The 16,048-nt window shown below is 62.2% G+C and carries 16 protein-coding genes; 2 read left to right on the top strand and 14 right to left on the bottom strand.

The annotated features are described in order from the left end of the window. Nucleotides 1-17: 17 nt before the first annotated feature. The 13 genes from U0029_RS15595 to ilvD form a co-directional block, all read right to left on the bottom strand. Nucleotides 18-1,058 (bottom strand): cyclase family protein, encoded by a 1,041-nt coding sequence (locus U0029_RS15595; RefSeq protein ID WP_012416006.1) that lies wholly within the window; start codon nt 1,056-1,058, stop codon nt 18-20. A gap of 3 nt (nt 1,059-1,061) precedes the next feature. Further along, entirely contained in the window at nt 1,062-1,841 is a 780-nt protein-coding gene (pcaD, locus tag U0029_RS15590) for a 3-oxoadipate enol-lactonase (protein WP_114851631.1), read from the bottom strand. A 40-nt stretch (nt 1,842-1,881) separates the two neighbouring features. Further along, entirely contained in the window at nt 1,882-2,178 is a 297-nt protein-coding gene (locus U0029_RS15585; protein ID WP_012416008.1) for a YciI family protein, read from the bottom strand. A gap of 14 nt (nt 2,179-2,192) precedes the next feature. Beyond that, nucleotides 2,193-2,468 (bottom strand): muconolactone Delta-isomerase, encoded by a 276-nt coding sequence (gene catC, locus U0029_RS15580; protein ID WP_012416009.1) that lies wholly within the window; start codon nt 2,466-2,468, stop codon nt 2,193-2,195. Nucleotides 2,469-2,541: 73 nt separating this feature from the next. Next, nucleotides 2,542-3,186, bottom strand: a complete 645-nt coding sequence (locus U0029_RS15575) for a 3-oxoacid CoA-transferase subunit B (RefSeq protein WP_012416010.1) — start codon at nt 3,184-3,186, stop codon at nt 2,542-2,544. 2 nt (nt 3,187-3,188) lie between these two features. Continuing rightward, the gene (locus U0029_RS15570; RefSeq protein WP_114851632.1) at nt 3,189-3,872 is read right to left on the bottom strand and encodes a 3-oxoacid CoA-transferase subunit A; all 684 of its coding nucleotides are present in this window, start codon (nt 3,870-3,872) and stop codon (nt 3,189-3,191) included. 137 nt (nt 3,873-4,009) lie between these two features. Further along, complete coding sequence (locus tag U0029_RS15565; protein ID WP_114851633.1) at nt 4,010-4,735, bottom strand: SDR family NAD(P)-dependent oxidoreductase; 726 nt, start codon at nt 4,733-4,735, stop codon at nt 4,010-4,012. 15 nt (nt 4,736-4,750) lie between these two features. Continuing rightward, entirely contained in the window at nt 4,751-6,091 is a 1,341-nt protein-coding gene (locus U0029_RS15560) for a short-chain fatty acid transporter (RefSeq protein WP_012416013.1), read from the bottom strand. Nucleotides 6,092-6,160: 69 nt separating this feature from the next. Beyond that, nucleotides 6,161-7,093 carry a 3-hydroxyacyl-CoA dehydrogenase family protein gene (locus U0029_RS15555; protein WP_114851634.1) on the bottom strand — a complete coding sequence of 311 codons (933 nt, stop codon included), beginning with the start codon at nt 7,091-7,093 and terminating at the stop codon, nt 6,161-6,163. A gap of 235 nt (nt 7,094-7,328) precedes the next feature. Further along, a complete protein-coding gene (locus U0029_RS15550; RefSeq protein ID WP_114851635.1) occupies nt 7,329-7,967 on the bottom strand; it encodes a fimbrial protein in 639 nt (212 codons plus the stop codon). A 143-nt stretch (nt 7,968-8,110) separates the two neighbouring features. Beyond that, nucleotides 8,111-8,755, bottom strand: a complete 645-nt coding sequence (locus tag U0029_RS15545; protein WP_114851636.1) for a fimbrial protein — start codon at nt 8,753-8,755, stop codon at nt 8,111-8,113. A 139-nt stretch (nt 8,756-8,894) separates the two neighbouring features. After that, nucleotides 8,895-9,491 carry a fimbrial protein gene (locus U0029_RS15540; RefSeq protein WP_236824194.1) on the bottom strand — a complete coding sequence of 199 codons (597 nt, stop codon included), beginning with the start codon at nt 9,489-9,491 and terminating at the stop codon, nt 8,895-8,897. Between the two features lie 250 nt (nt 9,492-9,741). Beyond that, nucleotides 9,742-11,598, bottom strand: coding sequence for a dihydroxy-acid dehydratase (gene ilvD, locus U0029_RS15535; protein ID WP_012416019.1), 1,857 nt, complete (start codon nt 11,596-11,598; stop codon nt 9,742-9,744). A 197-nt stretch (nt 11,599-11,795) separates the two neighbouring features. On the opposite strand from ilvD, the gene U0029_RS15530 reads away from it, so the two are divergent. Further along, nucleotides 11,796-12,332 (top strand): GNAT family N-acetyltransferase, encoded by a 537-nt coding sequence (locus U0029_RS15530; RefSeq protein WP_039051972.1) that lies wholly within the window; start codon nt 11,796-11,798, stop codon nt 12,330-12,332. A 21-nt stretch (nt 12,333-12,353) separates the two neighbouring features. On the opposite strand, the gene queC is transcribed toward U0029_RS15530, so the two are convergent. Further along, entirely contained in the window at nt 12,354-13,067 is a 714-nt protein-coding gene (gene queC / locus U0029_RS15525) for a 7-cyano-7-deazaguanine synthase QueC (protein WP_039051986.1), read from the bottom strand. Nucleotides 13,068-13,185: 118 nt separating this feature from the next. On the opposite strand from queC, the gene ppc reads away from it, so the two are divergent. After that, nucleotides 13,186-15,996, top strand: coding sequence for a phosphoenolpyruvate carboxylase (gene ppc / locus U0029_RS15520; protein WP_114851638.1), 2,811 nt, complete (start codon nt 13,186-13,188; stop codon nt 15,994-15,996). Nucleotides 15,997-16,048 lie beyond the last annotated feature (52 nt).

Genomic DNA, 16,048 nt, shown 5'->3' with positions numbered 1-16,048 from the left:
GGGCCCGCTTGCCACCGCTACACCGTGGCGATCGGCGTGACCGGCGAGCCGATGGCGTGCGGCAGACGCAAGGGCGGGGCGGTCAGCATGAAGCGGTTGCGGCCATGGGCTTGCAGCCATTGCGCCAGGTCTTTCAGATACCAGAGTTCGGCCAGCGGCAGGCCCAGTTTGAACAGACAATGATGGTGCAGCGGCAGCATGGCGCGGCGGCCCTGGCGGTCGCGCGCCGGATAGGCTTCGACCGCGTAGTTATCGGCGCAGATGGCCGCGATGCCGCTGTCGCTGATCCAGGACAGGAGGGCGGCGTCGCTTCCGTCCAGCGCAGCGCCGTATTGGTGCAGCACCTCTGCATCGGGCTTGCCCTGCATCTTGACGACGGCTTCGGCATAGCCCGTGCGCAGCACCAGCATATCGCCAGGTTCGACCACGACGTCCTGCGCCTGCATGGCCTGTTGTAATTCGGCGGCGCCGATAAGGCTGCGGCCGGTACCGAATTCCCGCGCTAGATCCACCAGCACGGCGCGGCCTTGCATGCCTTTCTCGGCGAGATGCTCCACGCCGATCTTAAGCGCGGCCGATGGGCCGCCACTGTTGCAGCCGCAACCGGTATGGTCAGCGTCGGCTGGCCCGATGATGTCTACGCCCGCGCGAAAGCCGTTGTAGTAAACCAGTTCATCCTGCCCGTCGCCATCGGCGTCAAAGAGCGCGCCGACATGGGCTAGCGAGTCCCATTGCGTGGAGTACTGCATGGATAGCAATACCTGATCATCGCTCAATACATCGACGGCATCGGGATTGAGGGCCCGTAGCGGGAAGTTGACATAGGGCGTGTCGTTCAGGCGTGTCGGGCTCAGTTGCGGCGGGTGGCGGCGGGGGTTGAGCACATTGCCGCCGGGTAAATCCAGCGGCAGCGAAAGGCAGAAGGTTTTGCCGGCCCGGATTTCACGGGCGCCTTTGAGCACCTGTTCTTCTGTAATGAGGTTCAGGCGGCCGAGTTGATCGTCCGGACCATAGTCGCCCCAGTTCGATCCTGGTGGGCGTTGTTTCCAGCGTTGCATGGCTTACTCCGTCAGGAAGGCCAGAACATGGCGCGTGAAGCTGTCGGGGTCCTCCCAGTTGGAGATATGGGAGGTATCCAGTTCGACATAGCGGGCGCCGGGAATATGTGCCGCAAGGTACTGGCCATCGGCCGGTGTGGCGGCCAGGTCGTGGGTGCTGGCGATGACCAGAGTGCGGGTGTGGATCTCGGCCAGGCGCGGGCGCAGGTCAGCGTCGCGCAGGGCGGCGCAATTGGCCTGGTAACCGGCGTCGGGCGTGCGGCGCAGCATGTCCACCAGCAGCTGGGCCAGCCCGGGTTCGCGTTGGCGATAGCCCTCGGTCAGCCAGCGCTCAACCACGGCAGGGGCCATGGCTGCGAGGGTCTGCTTCTCTACGGCGGCGATGCGATCGCTCCAGCCTTGGGCGCTGCCGATGCGGGCGGCGGTGTTGCACAGGACCAGGCGGTCAATACGTTCAGGGTGGTTCAGCGCCAGGGTCAGGCCGGTGGGACCGCCCATGGACAGACCGCAAAAGTGGGCGCGGGCCACGCCCAGATGATCCAGCAGTTCGACCACATCGCCAGCGAGCTGTTCGAAGCAGTATTCGCCATCCGGCACGGACGAGCGGCCGTGACCGCGGGTGTCGTAGCGCACAACGCGGAAGTGGTGGGCGAGGGCCGGAACCTGGCGCGCCCACATGTCGGCATTGGTGCCCAGGGAGTTGGACAAGACCAGGGCGGGGGCGTCGGCAGGACCGTCGACGACGTAGTACAGGCGAACCTGGCTGAGATCGGCGTAGGGCATGGAAATTCCTGAATACTGGCGCGAAGCGCCGTTCACAACATCAAAGATAGCTCTTGCCATCTACATAGGCTTTGCGCCAGCGCATGATCGACACACGCTCGAACAATTGGGCCTGGTAGAAGGGATCGGCCTGGATGAGCCGCTCGGCCTCTTCGCGGGTATCGACATCGACCACGTACAGGCCGCCGCCCATGTCCGTGCCGTCATCGTGCAGCTTTGCGCCGCAGGCCAGCAGCAGATGCTTGTTGGCATCCAGAAAGGCCAAGTGTTCGTTGCGGGTCGCCTGGCGCAGGGCCAGGCTGCCGGGTTTGTCGAAGGTTTCGATGATGTAAGGCATGAGCGGCTCCGGGATCAGATGGCCGAAGGATGGCGCGCCAGCGCGGTGACGCGGATATCCATATAGGGGAACAGCGGCAGCGAAGAGAGCAACTGGTGCAGCTCGTCGTGGTTGTCAACGTTGAAAATACTGACGTTGGCATAGCGGCCCACCACGCGCCACAGGCTTTGCCATTTGCCTTCGTGTTGCAGCTTCTGGGCCAGGGCTTTTTCGTCGGCCTTGAGTTTGTCGGCCTTGTCCGCAGGCATGTCAACCGGCAGATTCACTTGCATTTCGACCATGTACAGCATGCTCTTTCTCCTTGAATGGGCGGCGGCTGGCCGCCCGGCATCGATGGGCAGGGCCAGGGCAGGCCCGCCAGAATCAGTGGGCGAACTTCAGCGGCAGGCCGGTGAGTTCGAGCAGGCGTTCGGGCGTCATGCCGCCGAACAAATCCGTTACGGTGATGCCGTCTTTATTGATGTCGAAGACGGCCAAATCGGTATAAACGCGCGAGACGCAGCCCACGCCGGTCAGCGGGTAGCTGCAGGCCTTGACCAGCTTGCTCTGGCCGTCGCGGGTGAGCAGTTCCATCATGACAAAAACCTGTTTGGCGCCGATCGCCAGATCCATCGCGCCGCCGACGGCCGGGATGGCGTCGGGCGCGCCGGTATGCCAGTTGGCCAGATCGCCTTGCTGTGACACTTGGAAGGCGCCCAGCACGCAGATATCCAGATGGCCGCCGCGCATCATGCCGAAAGAGTCGGCGTGATGGAAATAAGCGCAGCCTGGCAATTCGGTGACGGGCTGTTTGCCGGCATTGATCAGGTCGTAGTCTTCCTGGCCTTTGGCCGGCGCGGGGCCCATGCCCAGCATGCCGTTCTCGGTGTGCAGAATGACTTCGCGGTCGGCCGGCAGGTGGTTGGCGACCAGGGTAGGCAGGCCGATACCCAGGTTGACGTAGGCGCCTTCGGGGATGTCTTGCGCGACGCGGGCGGCGATGGCGTCACGGCTCAGTTTTTCGCTCATGCTTACTCCTTGGCGCCGTGGGCGGCGTCGATCTGTACGACGCGTTTGACGAAGATGCCCGGGGTGACGACGGTCTCGGGATCGATGTCCCCCAGTTCGACGATTTCACGCACCTGGGCCACGGCCACGCGCGCCGCGCTGGCCATGATGGGGCCGAAGTTGCGTGCGGTCTTGCGATAGACCAGATTGCCCCAGCGGTCGGCGCGCTCGGCCTTGATCAGGGCGTAGTCGGCGGTCAGCGGGTACTCCAACACGTACTGGCGGCCATTGATCTCGCGCGTTTCTTTGCCGTCGGCCAGGGGGGTGCCGTAGCCCGTGGGCGTGTAGAACGCGCCGATGCCTGCGCCGGCGGCGCGGATGCGTTCGGCCAGGTTGCCCTGGGGCACCAGTTCGAGCTCGATCTTGCCGCTGCGATACAGGCCGTCGAAGATCTGCGAGTCCACCTGGCGGGGGAAGGAGCAGACGATCTTGCGCACCCGGCCGGCGCCCAACAGCGCGGCCAGGCCCGTCTCGCCGTTGCCGGCATTGTTGTTGATGATGACCAGATCCTTGGCGCCTTGATCGAGCAGGGCATCGATCAGCTCCATGGGTTGGCCGGCGGTGCCGAAGCCGCCGATCATGATGGTGGCGCCATCGGGCACATCCGCCAGGGCGGCTGCCGCACTTGGAACGAGCTTAGAAATCATAGGAGAGGTCTGTAATAGTGATGGCGTGGGAGAGCGGCGTGCTTAGGTTTAAGCGCGGGAGAACAGCCTTGCATCGAGCGACTGCGCTTGGTCAAACGTGCGGTGAGGCCGGGCTTGTGGCCCGGGCCCCGCCGTCTTCAGACAGGCGCTACGCCTAATGTGGTGCCGCCGCACACGTACAGCACCTGGCCGGTTACGAAGCCATTGTCCGGGGACAGGAAGAACATCGCGGCACGCGCGACGTCCTCCGGCGTGCCCAGTCGCTTGACCACGATGCTGTCGATGATGCGTTGTGTTTGCGGCGCTCCGGCGGGGTTGCTCTGCATGAAGAGATCCGTCGCGATGGGGCCGGGGCCGATGGCGTTGACGGTGATGCCGTCTCCGCCTAGCTCCATGGCCAGGGTGCGTGTCATGCCGATCAGGCCGGCCTTGGTGGCCGAGTAGACCACGCGCTCGGGCTTGCCCAGCGCGGCGCGCGAGGACATGTTGACGATGCGGCCGAAGCCGGCGGCCCGCATGGCTGGCAGCACCGCCTGGGTCAGGATGAGCGCCGTGCGCAGGTGCAGGGAAACGACATAATCGAGGTCGGCCAAGGTGGCCGTATCGGCGCTGCCGGGGCGCGTGGCGCCCGCATTGTTGACCAGACCCACAATGGCGTATTGCTCAGTGATCTGGCGGGCCACCGCTTCGGTCTGCTCGGCATCGGTGAGGTCCGCCGGAAAAGACACCAGGCCGGCCGGCGCGGCTTCGGGCAGACGGTAATCGATGTTTACGACAGTATGGCCGGCATTGAGCAGCGCATGGGCAATGGCTGCGCCGATGCCGTTGCTTGCGCCCGTAACCAGGTAGGCGGTCGGTTTCATGCGGGATCTCCAGAATCAGTGAGTCAGGTAGCCCCAGGCCAGGACGGCGGCGATGTGAATCACGCCTACCCAGAGCATCATGATGACGGTATAGCCCATCACGTCACGCAACTTCAGTTTGGACAGGGCCAGCGCCGGCAGAATCCAGAAGGGCTGCACCAGATCGTTCCAGGCGTTGCCCAGCATGACCGACATGGTGGTCTGGTTAAGCGCGCTGCCGATTTCTTTGGCGGCGTCGATCATGAAGGGGCCCTGGATGACCCAGTGGCCGCCAGCCGAAGGCGCAAAGAAATTAATGACGAAGGAACTGATCAAGCCCCAGAACGGCAGGCTGGCCGGCGTGGCCACATCCACGAAGATCTTGGAGATCGTGTTGACCAGGCCGGAGCCGGCCATGATGGCCATGATGCCGGCATAAAAGGGATATTGCAGGATGATGCCGGAGATGGTTTTGATACCCTCGTTCAACTTGGCGACATAGGCTGCGGGCGTGCCCAGCAGGATGATGCCCAGGAAGAGAATGATGAAGTTGATGAGGTTCAGGTCCAGCGACTTGCCGTCAGCGAAGTAGAACACCACATAGGCGATGCCCAGCAGGCCGATAAGCAGGCTCAGGATGCGGCTGTTGTTCAGGCGGTTGGCCAGCGTGTTCTCGCCAGCGATGCTGTGGCCCGGCTGTGCCGTTTCGGTGGCCTTGTCGATATTGGGATCGACTTCGACGATTTTGTCGCCCGCCTTGGGGTGCAGCCAGGCGTTGAGCAGCGGCAAGGTGATGATGATGACCAGGCTGGTCAGCAGCATGGGCACGGAGAAAATGGTCTCCGATAGCGGAATGACGCCCATGTCTTTGGCCAGCGGGTGTCCTGGCGTCGCGACCAGGACGGGGATGCTGGCCGACAGGCCCAGACCATAGAGGGTAAAGCCGCTATAGGCGGCGGCAATGATCAGCGGGTAATGGACCCCTTTGACCTTGAGCGCCAGTTTCTTGGCGACGATGCCGCCGATCACCAGGCCGAAGCCCCAGTTCAGATAGCTGCCGATGCCGCCGACCAGCGTGGCCACGATGATGGCTGTGCGCGGGTTGTGCACATGGGTCACGATGCGGTCAAGCAGACGGTCGGTCAGGGGGGCGGTGGCCAGCACATAGCCCATGGCCAGGATGACGGCCATCTGGGTGGTGAAGGCCAGCAGGCTCCAGAAGCCAGATCCCCATTCACGGGTGATTTGCGGCAGGCCTTGGCCTTCGACGGCAAAGGCCAACACTACCGTCAGCAGGGTCAGGGCGATGGCAAAGACAAAAGGATCGGGCAGATACTTGCGCATCAACTCCGTGAAAAAAGAAGTGAGTTTATTCATGATGCCTCCTACAGACTCTAATAAGGCTTGTGCTGTGTTTATGTTTTGTGCGCAGACGCGCGGGGGGAATCAGTCGAGTTTTTGCGTGTTCAGCCACTGCACCAGCGCGGCCAGCGCCGCACTTTTTTCACGCAGCACACGCTCGCGGCGTTCGGCCGGCCAGTCATAGAAACCCTGGCCGGTCTTGGCGCCGAGTTCGCCGGCCTCGACTTTGCGCTTGAGCAGATCGGAAGGCGTGACGCGGTTTTCGAGGTCGGCGTAGAGGTAATCGACGATGGCCAGGTGCACATCCAGGCCGTTCATGTCGCGCTGTTCCAGCGGCCCAGTCAAGGCCAGGCGGATGCCCAGACTCCACTTGACGACCTCATCGATGTCTTCGGCGCTGGCCACGCCTTTCTCCAGCAATGACATGGCCTCTCGGGCCAAGGCGTGCTGGATGCGGTTGGCGATGAAGCCGGGGATGTCGCGATTCACGCGCACCGGGCGTTTGCCGCCGGCGCGCAGTACGGCCATGGCCAGATCGGCGGTGGCATCCGAGGTCTCGTCGCCGCGCACGACTTCCACCAGCGGGATGACATCGGCCGGGGTAAAGAAGTGCATGCCGACAAAACGGTCGCGGCGGCTGACGGCCTGGGCGATGGCGTTGATCGACAAGCCCGAGGTGTTGGTGGCGAAGACGGTGGCGGGCTTGCACAGCGCGTCGAGCTGGGCGAAGAGCTGGCGTTTGAGATCCAGTTTTTCCGGAACGGCTTCGATCACCAGATCGCAGTCGGCGGCCGCCTGTAGACCGGGTTCCATACGGATGCGCGCCAGGCAGGCGGCGACGTCATTGGGCGCATAAACCCCAAGTTGGCGTTCGATGATCGCGGCGGCGCGTGCTAATGCACCGTCCACGGGGTCGATCAGTACGACCGGCAGGCCTCGAGAGGCGAACAGCGCGGCAATGCCGCTGCCCATTGCGCCCGCGCCGATGATGGCCAGATTCTGGATGGGAAAGCCCATGAAAACTCGCTAAGCCATGGCTTCGCAAGTCGCATCCAGGGCGTGGGCACGGCGGCACCGTTGTCTCATCCTTGCTGCGTTCTGTGCGATAGCCAGAAGATCTTTGTGCCCAGGCAGGCATAAGCGCCGACCTGGAATTTGTAGAAATATCTTACTCAGAATTGCTACAGGTGGACGAATTGATCAATGATGCGTCCACCAGATGGACAGTTGAATCTGTGCCGGGCCGTGGCTGTCAGGGATAGACGATGGAGTATTGAACGTAGGTTTGCACCTTGCCCGCGCCGATAGCGCCCGTACCGGTTTTGATGTAGCGGGCCAGATAGGTGAGGGTGGCGCTGGCGGTGCTGTTGACTTTGGCTGCTGTCACGCCCTTGCTGTTTTGTTCGGCAGCGGGTGAGCCTATTTTGATGGCGCTGCCATCTGTATTGGCGAGTTGAATCTCCATATCGCTGAAAACATCGCTGCTGCCCAGGCCGGTATTGGGGAGGCTGCTTGCCGCCTCGGTGGGCAGGGCGTTTGTTTTGTAGGCCAGCAGATTGCCCGTTGCGTAATCCACGGTGGGGCCGGCCTCGAAATAGGCGGACAGGGATTGGTTCGCCAGCGCCTCTGGACAGTCGCTCAGCTTGAGTTGAAAAACGGTGCTGCCTGCGGTGTCGCCGGTGTTTTTCAGCGCCGAGGTCGAGATTTTTGGCAGGGGGACGAGCAGGTTGTAGGGCGGTGTGTTGCCATTGATCTTGCAGGTTTGGGTGGTGATTTCACCTGTGATGGTGATCAGCCCGTCGGCGGCGTGGGCCGGTGCGGCAACCATGCTCGCCAGCGCCAGCAAGGTGAAGGCGGTGCTCTTCACGCATTCAATTGCGGATTGCGTCATGCTTCTTGGCTAAACGAAGGGGGCAGAGCGATGCAGTATGGCTGCGCCTTGAGCTAAGAAGTTTCCGAAGTTCAGCCTGCGACGCAGACCGCACAGGCAGGGCCTTGATAAGAAATCAGACCCCTGGCGTTAGGCCTGCACGGTCAAGGGTAGGCGATGGAGTACTCCACATAGGTCACTACTTTGCCTGCATTGATGCTGCCCGTGCCGGTTTTCACGTAACGCGCCAGATAACGCAGCGTGGCCGATTTACTCCCGCTAGCCTCTGTCAGAGTGGCGCCCGAGGCGGTCGAGGGTTGCTGTCCGATCGTGATTTTGCTGCCGTCGGGATTGGCCAGTTGTATGCCCAGGTTGTCGACCTTGCTGGCTGCCATCCCGGTTGGAATGCTGTCTGCGGCCGAACTCACCGAACTCGCATTTGTATAGGCATAAAGACTGCCGTTGGCGTAATCGGTGGTCGATCCGGGTTCGAAATGCGCCTTGACGTTGCCCGTCAATGATGACGGACACTCCGTCAGCTTGATGGTGAACAGCGTGGCGCCCGCCGTATCGCCCACATTTTTCAAGGCCGTGGTCGAAATCTTAGGCAACGCCACGAAAATATTGGCAGGTGGATCACCACCATTGATCTTGCAGGTGCTATCGGTAATCTCGCCGGTGATGGTGACAATGCCATCGGCGGCATGGGCCGGTGCAGCAGCCATGCCCGCCAGCGCCAGCAAGGTGAAGGCGCTGATCTTCACGCATTCAATTGCGGATTGCGGATTGCGGATTGCGGATTGCGTCATTATCTTTGCTATGAAGGAAAGCACAGAGACGCAGTATGGCTGCGCCACAAGCTCAGAATCTTCCGAAATTCAGCCTTCAACGCAAGCCACAGAGGCAAGACACCGATAAGGAATCAGACCGCTGATTACGCCTGCGCGATCAGGGATAAACGATGGAATACTGCACATAGGTCACCACCTTCCCTGCATTAATGACGCCGTCACCCGTTTTTACGTAACGCGCCAGATAGCGCAGTGTGGCTGTTTTCTTCCCGTCGGTCTGAGCATTCAGAGCCTCGCCAGGGCCGGATGGTAATTCGCCGATCGTGATTTTGCTGCCATCGGGATTGGCCAGCTGTATGCCCAAATTGCTGACTTTGGCGGCTGCCGGAGAAGGAATGCTGCCGACGGCAGCACTCACGGAATTCACATTCGTATAAGCATAAAGACTGCCGTTGGCGTAATCGGTCGTCGATCCGGGTTCGAAATGCGCTTTAACGTTGCCCGTCAGTGAAGTGGGGCAGTCCGTCAGCTTGATGGTGAACAGCGTGGCGCCCGCCGTATCGCCCACATTTTTCAAGGCCGTGGTCGAAATCTTAGGCAACGCCACGAAAATATTGGCAGGTGGATCACCACCATTGATCTTGCAGGTGCTATCGGTAATCTCGCCGGTGATGGTGACAATGCCATCGGCGGCATGGGCCGGTGCAGCAGCCATGCCCGCCAGCGCCAGCAAGGTGAAGGCGCTGATCTTCACGCATTCAATTGCGGATTGCGGATTGCGGATTGCGGATTGCGGATTGCGGATCGTTGGGCATTGGGACTCATCAGCATCTAGTGGGCATAGCAGCGACAGTTTGCACAAGTGACGCCATACGACGAGTCCACTTTTCCCCCCCTGCTCGCCTGGCCTCTCCGACAAGTCTGGGTGCATATCAGACGCACCCTATCAGGTCGAAAAAAAACCGCCGGGCTACGGCGGTTTTTGGGATGGGTGATGGCGCTAATCAGCGTTTGATTTGCGACAGATCCCGCACTGCGCCACGGTCGGCGGAGGTGGCCAGCGCCGCATAGGCCTGCAAGGCCAGGGACACTACGCGCTCGCGATCCAGCGGCTGCCAGGCCTTGTCGCCACGGGCATCCATGGCAGCGCGGCGGCGGGCCAGTTCGGCATCGTCCACCGCCAGATGCATGCGACGCTTGGGAATGTCGATTTCGATCACATCGCCATCTTCGACCAAACCGATCGCACCGCCCTCGGCGGCCTCTGGCGAGGCATGACCGATCACCAGGCCTGACGAGCCGCCCGAAAAACGGCCGTCCGTGAACAGGGCGCAGGTTTTGCCCAGGCCCTTGGACTTCAGGTAAGAGGTCGGGTAGAGCATTTCCTGCATGCCAGGACCGCCCTTGGGGCCTTCGTAGCGAATGATGACCACATCGCCCGCCTCGACCTTGTCTCCCAGAATGCCTTCCACGGCGTCTTCCTGGCTTTCGAACACACGCGCACGACCGGTGAATACCCACTGCGATTCATCGACGCCAGCAGTCTTCACAATGCAGCCCTTCTCGGCAAGGTTGCCATAGAGCACAGCCAGGCCGCCGTCCTGGGAATAGGCGTGTTCTTTGCTTCGAATGCAACCGGCCTTGCGATCCAAGTCCAGCGTCAGGAAAGTCTTATCCTGGCTGAAGGCCACCGTGGTCGGCACGCCGCCGGGCGCCGCCCGATAGAAGGTTTGCGCGGCTTCGCCCGCGCCGCCGGCCACGTCCCATTGTGCGATGGCCTGGCCTAAGGTGCCGCTGTGTACGTTGCCGCAGGACAGATCAAGCAGGTTAGCACGCCCCAGTTCACCCAGAATACCCAGGATGCCGCCGGCGCGGTGCACGTCTTCAATGTGGTATTTATCCGTCGCGGGCGCGGCCTTGCACAGGCAGGGCACTTTGCGCGAAATGCGGTCGATGTCGGCCATCGTGAAATCCACGCCAGCCTCCTGTGCGGCAGCCAGCAAATGCAGCACGGTATTGGTCGAGCCGCCCATGGCGACGTCCAGCGACATTGCATTCTCGAATGCCGCCTTGGTGGCGATGCTACGTGGCAGAACAGAGGCGTCATCCTGCTCGTAATAGCGGCGGCACAGATCCACAACCAGGCGGCCAGCTTGCTCGAACAGCCCACGGCGCCAGGCGTGCGTGGCGACGATGGTGCCATTGCCCGGCAAGGCCAGGCCGATGGCTTCGGTCAGGCAGTTCATGGAGTTGGCCGTGAACATACCGGAACAGGAGCCGCAGGTCGGGCAGGCGCTGCGCTCGACCTGTTCGGCCTCGGCGTCACTCACGTTGGGATCGGCTGCCTTGATCATGGCGTCGACCAGATCCAGCTTGATCACTTTGCCGTCGGTCGGCGAAACGACCTTCCCGGCCTCCATGGGGCCGCCGGACACAAACACGACCGGAATGTTCAGGCGCATGGCGGCCATCAGCATTCCCGGAGTTATCTTGTCGCAGTTGGAGATACAGACCATGGCGTCGGCGCAATGCGCATTGACCATGTATTCGACCGAGTCGGCGATCAATTCACGCGAAGGCAGGGAATACAGCATGCCGCCATGCCCCATCGCGATGCCGTCATCGACGGCGATGGTGTTGAATTCTTTGGCGACGCCCCCGGCCGCTTCGATCTGGCTGGCCACCAGGGCGCCCAGATCCTTCAGATGCACATGGCCGGGCACGAACTGCGTGAACGAATTGACCACCGCGATGATGGGCTTGCCGAAGTCGCCATCCTTCATGCCGGTAGCGCGCCAAAGCGCGCGCGCGCCAGCCATATTGCGGCCATGTGTGGAGGTGCGTGAACGGTAGTGCGGCATGATCCTTCTCGGGCGGTAATGTCAGCAAAGATATAAATATTACGCTGGATCGGGTATCACCGCCCTGATACGAGCCTGAGGGCATAACAATGAGAGGCCGGCGCGGTTCAGACCCCGGGTTTTCCCTGGGTATTCATTTATTTTTACGGTGGGCGCACACTTGCAAGCTATTCGCCTTAAGCGCAACGAGAGCCCGCGTGAACCTGAACCTCCTGATCCGCGACAGCGCGGAAACTGATCTTGATCCGATACAGGCTATTTACGCGCACCACGTGTTGCACGGCACCTCCTCCTTCGAGTTGGACCCTCCGGGCATCCACGACATTTTCCAGCGACGCGCCGCAGTGCTGGCCCAGGGTCTGCCTTATCTGGTGGCCGAACGTGACGGAGAAATCGTGGGCTACGCCTATGCCACGCTCTACCGCCCACGAGCGGCTTACCGCCATACCTGCGAAGACTCGGTCTATGTACGAGAAGGCCGTCATGGCCTGGGCATAGGGCGCGGCCTGCTCGATACGCTGGTGGCGCGATGCGCGGCGGCCGGATGGCGTCAGATGCTGGCCGTGGTCGGCGATAACAACCCAGCCTCATTGGCGCTGCACGCGCGCTGCGGGTTCGAAGTGGCAGGCACCCTGAAAGCCGTTGGCTATAAACATGGCCAGTGGCGGGATACCACTTTCATGCAGCGTACGCTGGGCGACGGCGCGCACACCCCGCCGCCTCATCACGCCTGACGACGGCCGCCAGGCCGGCCATTAGCGCGGCGCGCGCTCCGCCCAGCGCGACCATCCTGCCTTGCGCAAGACGCAGGCCGGACACTCGCCGCAGCCATAACCCCAATCGTGACGCTGGCCACGCTCCCCCACATAGCAGGTGTGGCTTTCTTCGACGATGGTTTGCACCAGGGATTCGCCGCCCAGGCTATCGGCCAGGGCCCAGGTGTCGGCCTTGTCCAGCCACATGAGCGGCGTTTCTATCGTGACGCGCGAACCCAGCCCCAGGCTGAGTGCAACCTGTTGCGCCTTCATGGTGTCATCGCGGCAATCTGGGTAGCCCGAGAAATCGGTTTCGCACATGCCGCCCACCAGCACATCGAGCTGGCGGCGGTAGCCCAGCGCGGCCGCCAGGGTCAGAAACAGCAGGTTGCGCCCCGGCACAAAAGTATTGGGCAGGCCATTGGCCTGCATTTCGATGGCCCGATCACTGGTCATGGCCGTATCGCCAACCTGACCGAGCACTTTCAAATCCAGCAGATGGTCTTGGCCCAAACGCGCCGCCCAGGCGGGAAAACGGCCACGGATCTCGCGCAGCACATTCAAGCGGGCGTCCAGCTCGATACGGTGGCGCTGGCCATAGTCGAAAGCGACGGTCTCGACATGGGCATAGCGATCCAGGGCCCAGGCCAGACAGGTGGTGGAATCCTGGCCGCCGGAAAACAGAACCAGGGCGCGGCGTTGATGATTTTGCATGATGAAAACGGGAAAGTGCATGGCAGCTGCCACTGTAACGCAGCCCCCGATGTAAGAAAGGCTGCGTAGAATTTACGCAGCTTGCCCGCAACTCAGCCGTCCTTTCCTGGAACTCCTGATGACCGCAACACGCACGCCGTCCAATCTGGCCGAGCCCTTACGCAACGACATCCGCCTGCTCGGGCATCAACTGGGTATCGTAGTTCAAGCCTGCGAAGGTAAACGGGTCTACGACACCATCGAAACGCTACGCCGCAGCGCCGTCAGGTTCCGGCGCCAGGGAAAGCCGGAAGACGGCCTGCTGATGCAGAAATTGGTCAAGCAACTGCGCGGCACCGATCCCAATATGGTGGCGCGCGCTTTCAGCTACTTTTTGCATCTATTCAACATTGCCGAGGACCGCGATCAACACCGGCGCCAGCGCGCGCAAGCGCTGACCGCGCCGGCGCCGGGCAGCCTGCACCACACCGTGCAGCAACTGCGTTCGCAGGGCGTCACCGCAGAGCGTATCCGGCGTCTGCTGGCTGAAGCCTGCGTCATGCCGGTATTGACCGCCCATCCGACGGAAGTCCAGCGCAAGAGCACGCTGGACGCACACCGCGAGATCGCCGCCCTCCTCGCGCAGCGCGACCAAACCCTGACTGCCGAAGAAATCGCCGACATCGATAACGCCTTGCTAGGCCGTGTGGACACGCTCTGGCAGACACGCATGCTGCGTTATACGCGGCTGACGGTCGCAGACGAGATCGAGAACGCGCTGTCCTATTACCGCAGCACGTTTCTGCCCGCCATCCCGCGCTTGTACACCGGCCTGTCGAAATTGCTACGTCCGGAATCCTCTTTCAGCGCAGCGCCCGAACCGCTGGTGCCTTTTCTGCGCATGGGAAGCTGGATAGGCGGCGACCGCGACGGCAACCTCAACGTCGATGCCGGCACCCTGGAGTTGGCGATGCTGCGCCAGGCTGCGGTAGTGTTCGAGTACTACTTGAACGAGGTTCATGCGCTGGGCGCCGAACTCTCGATCACCACCCTGCTCAGCCATGTCAGCGATGCACTGCGCGAATTAGCCGATGCCAGCGGCGACAGCTCCCCTCATCGCCAGGACGAGCCCTACCGGCGGGCCCTGATCGGCATTTACGCGCGCCTGGCCGCAACCGCGAACACCCTGACTGGCCGCGATCTTGCCCGGCGCAGCACGCGGCCGGCAGCGCCCTACGATCACCCGCAAGCGCTGATGAACGATCTGAACGTCATCATGGACTCGCTCTCGCGCCACCATGGCAGCCCGATTGCCAGGCTGCGGCTGTCTGGCCTGCTGCAATCGGTTTCGGTCTTTGGTTTCCACTTGGCGACCCTGGATCTGCGTCAAAGTTCAGACGTGCACGAACGCGTGCTGACCGAGCTCTTTGCTCGCGCGGGCGGGCCGCCCCGCTACGACCTGCTGGATGAGACCGAGCGCGTGCAATTACTGCGCGATGAATTGGCTACGGCACGCCCGCTGGCCTCACCCTGGCTGGAGTACAGCGAAGACACCCGCCGCGAACTGGCCATTCTGCGCGCCGCGGCAGCCGCGCGCAGGCGCTATGGCCGCGCCGCCCTGCGCCAGACCATCGTGTCGCATACGGAAAGCTTGAGCGACTTGCTCGAGGTGCTCGTGTTGCAGAAAGAAACTGGTCTGATCCCACCCACCGCCCCCGATGACGGTTTAATGGTCGTGCCCTTGTTTGAAACCATCTCCGACCTAGAGCGGGGTCCGGACATCATGGCCGCCTGGCTGGATCTGCCCGAAGTGCGCCGGCGAGTGAAAATCGCGCAGGACGACACCCAGGAAGTCATGCTCGGCTATTCGGACAGCAATAAAGACGGCGGCTACCTGACCTCGAATTGGTCGCTCTACCGCGCCGAGCGTGAGCTGGTGGAAGTGTTTCGCGCGCGTCAGGTCCGTTTGCGGCTGTTTCACGGCCGGGGCGGCTCAGTCGGGCGTGGCGGCGGCTCCAGTTTTGACGCCATTCTGGCGCAGCCGCCGGGAACCGTGGCCGGGCAGTTGCGCCTGACTGAGCAGGGTGAAGTCATCCAGAGCAAATACAAAGACGCCGAGATCGGCCGCGGACATCTGGAGCTGCTGGTGTCTGCCGTGCTGCAAGCCAGCCTGACGCCGCAACCGGCGGCGCGGCAGGCCGAAGATGCGCATAATGAGCTTCATGGTCCGCTCATGCAGGTGTTGTCGGACAGCGCGCGCCAAAGCTATTGCTCACTGGTCTATGAAACCAGCGGCTTCGCTGACTACTTTTTCGCGGCCACCCCCATCAGCGAAATCGCGGGTCTGAATATCGGTTCGCGTCCGGCCTCGCGCAAGCAGGGGCAGCGTATCGAAGACCTGCGCGCCATTCCCTGGGGCTTTTCCTGGGCGCAATGCCGTCTCATGCTGACGGGCTGGTACGGCATGGGTTCGGCGCTGCAATCCTATCTGGAACTGGGCGCCCAGGGCGCGCCACGCTCCCGACGGGGCCGGCTGACGCAGTTGCGTGCCATGGCCCAAGACTGGCCGGCTTTTCGCACGCTGCTGTCGAACATGGAGATGGTGCTGGCCAAATCGGACCTGGCAATCGCCTCGCGCTATGCCATGCTGGTGCCGCAACGCGGGCTGCGCGAACGCATTTTCGGCGCCATCTCGGATGAGCACGGCCGCACCCTGGCCATGCTCAAACTCATTAACCAGCGCGAACTGCTGGCGGACAACCCCACGCTGGCCGCCTCATTGCGCGAACGCTTTGCCTACATCGATCCGCTGAACTATTTGCAGATCGATTTAATCCGCCGCCACCGCGCTGCCCAGCGCCAACCCGAGAAGACAGAAGACCCGCGCCTGACACGGGCCATCCATCTGACTATTAACGGGATTGCGGCCGGACTACGCAACTCCGGCTAGAGAACCAAAGACCAGCCTGATTTTAAATGTCCCGGTCTCAAGACGAGATCGG

This window comes from Bordetella avium, assembly GCF_034424645.1.
GTDB lineage: Bacteria > Pseudomonadota > Gammaproteobacteria > Burkholderiales > Burkholderiaceae_B > Bordetella > Bordetella avium.
This window is presented reverse-complemented; position numbering and strand designations above follow the sequence as displayed.

Excerpts from the sequence above, each read along its gene's own strand:
- U0029_RS15560 (WP_012416013.1), bottom strand. The coding sequence starts at position 6,091 with ATGAATAAACTCACTTCTTTTTTCACGGAGTTGATGCGCAAGTATCTG.
- U0029_RS15550 (WP_114851635.1), bottom strand. The coding sequence starts at position 7,967 with ATGACGCAATCCGCAATTGAATGCGTGAAGAGCACCGCCTTCACCTTG.
- U0029_RS15545 (WP_114851636.1), bottom strand. The coding sequence starts at position 8,755 with ATGACGCAATCCGCAATCCGCAATCCGCAATCCGCAATTGAATGCGTG.
- pcaD (WP_114851631.1), bottom strand. The coding sequence starts at position 1,841 with ATGCCCTACGCCGATCTCAGCCAGGTTCGCCTGTACTACGTCGTCGAC.
- U0029_RS15555 (WP_114851634.1), bottom strand. The coding sequence starts at position 7,093 with ATGGGCTTTCCCATCCAGAATCTGGCCATCATCGGCGCGGGCGCAATG.
- U0029_RS15575 (WP_012416010.1), bottom strand. The coding sequence starts at position 3,186 with ATGAGCGAAAAACTGAGCCGTGACGCCATCGCCGCCCGCGTCGCGCAA.
- U0029_RS15595 (WP_012416006.1), bottom strand. The coding sequence starts at position 1,058 with ATGCAACGCTGGAAACAACGCCCACCAGGATCGAACTGGGGCGACTAT.
- U0029_RS15570 (WP_114851632.1), bottom strand. The coding sequence starts at position 3,872 with ATGATTTCTAAGCTCGTTCCAAGTGCGGCAGCCGCCCTGGCGGATGTG.
- queC (WP_039051986.1), bottom strand. The coding sequence starts at position 13,067 with ATGCAAAATCATCAACGCCGCGCCCTGGTTCTGTTTTCCGGCGGCCAG.
- U0029_RS15565 (WP_114851633.1), bottom strand. The coding sequence starts at position 4,735 with ATGAAACCGACCGCCTACCTGGTTACGGGCGCAAGCAACGGCATCGGC.
- ilvD (WP_012416019.1), bottom strand. The coding sequence starts at position 11,598 with ATGCCGCACTACCGTTCACGCACCTCCACACATGGCCGCAATATGGCT.
- catC (WP_012416009.1), bottom strand. The coding sequence starts at position 2,468 with ATGCTGTACATGGTCGAAATGCAAGTGAATCTGCCGGTTGACATGCCT.
- U0029_RS15585 (WP_012416008.1), bottom strand. The coding sequence starts at position 2,178 with ATGCCTTACATCATCGAAACCTTCGACAAACCCGGCAGCCTGGCCCTG.
- ppc (WP_114851638.1), top strand. The coding sequence starts at position 13,186 with ATGACCGCAACACGCACGCCGTCCAATCTGGCCGAGCCCTTACGCAAC.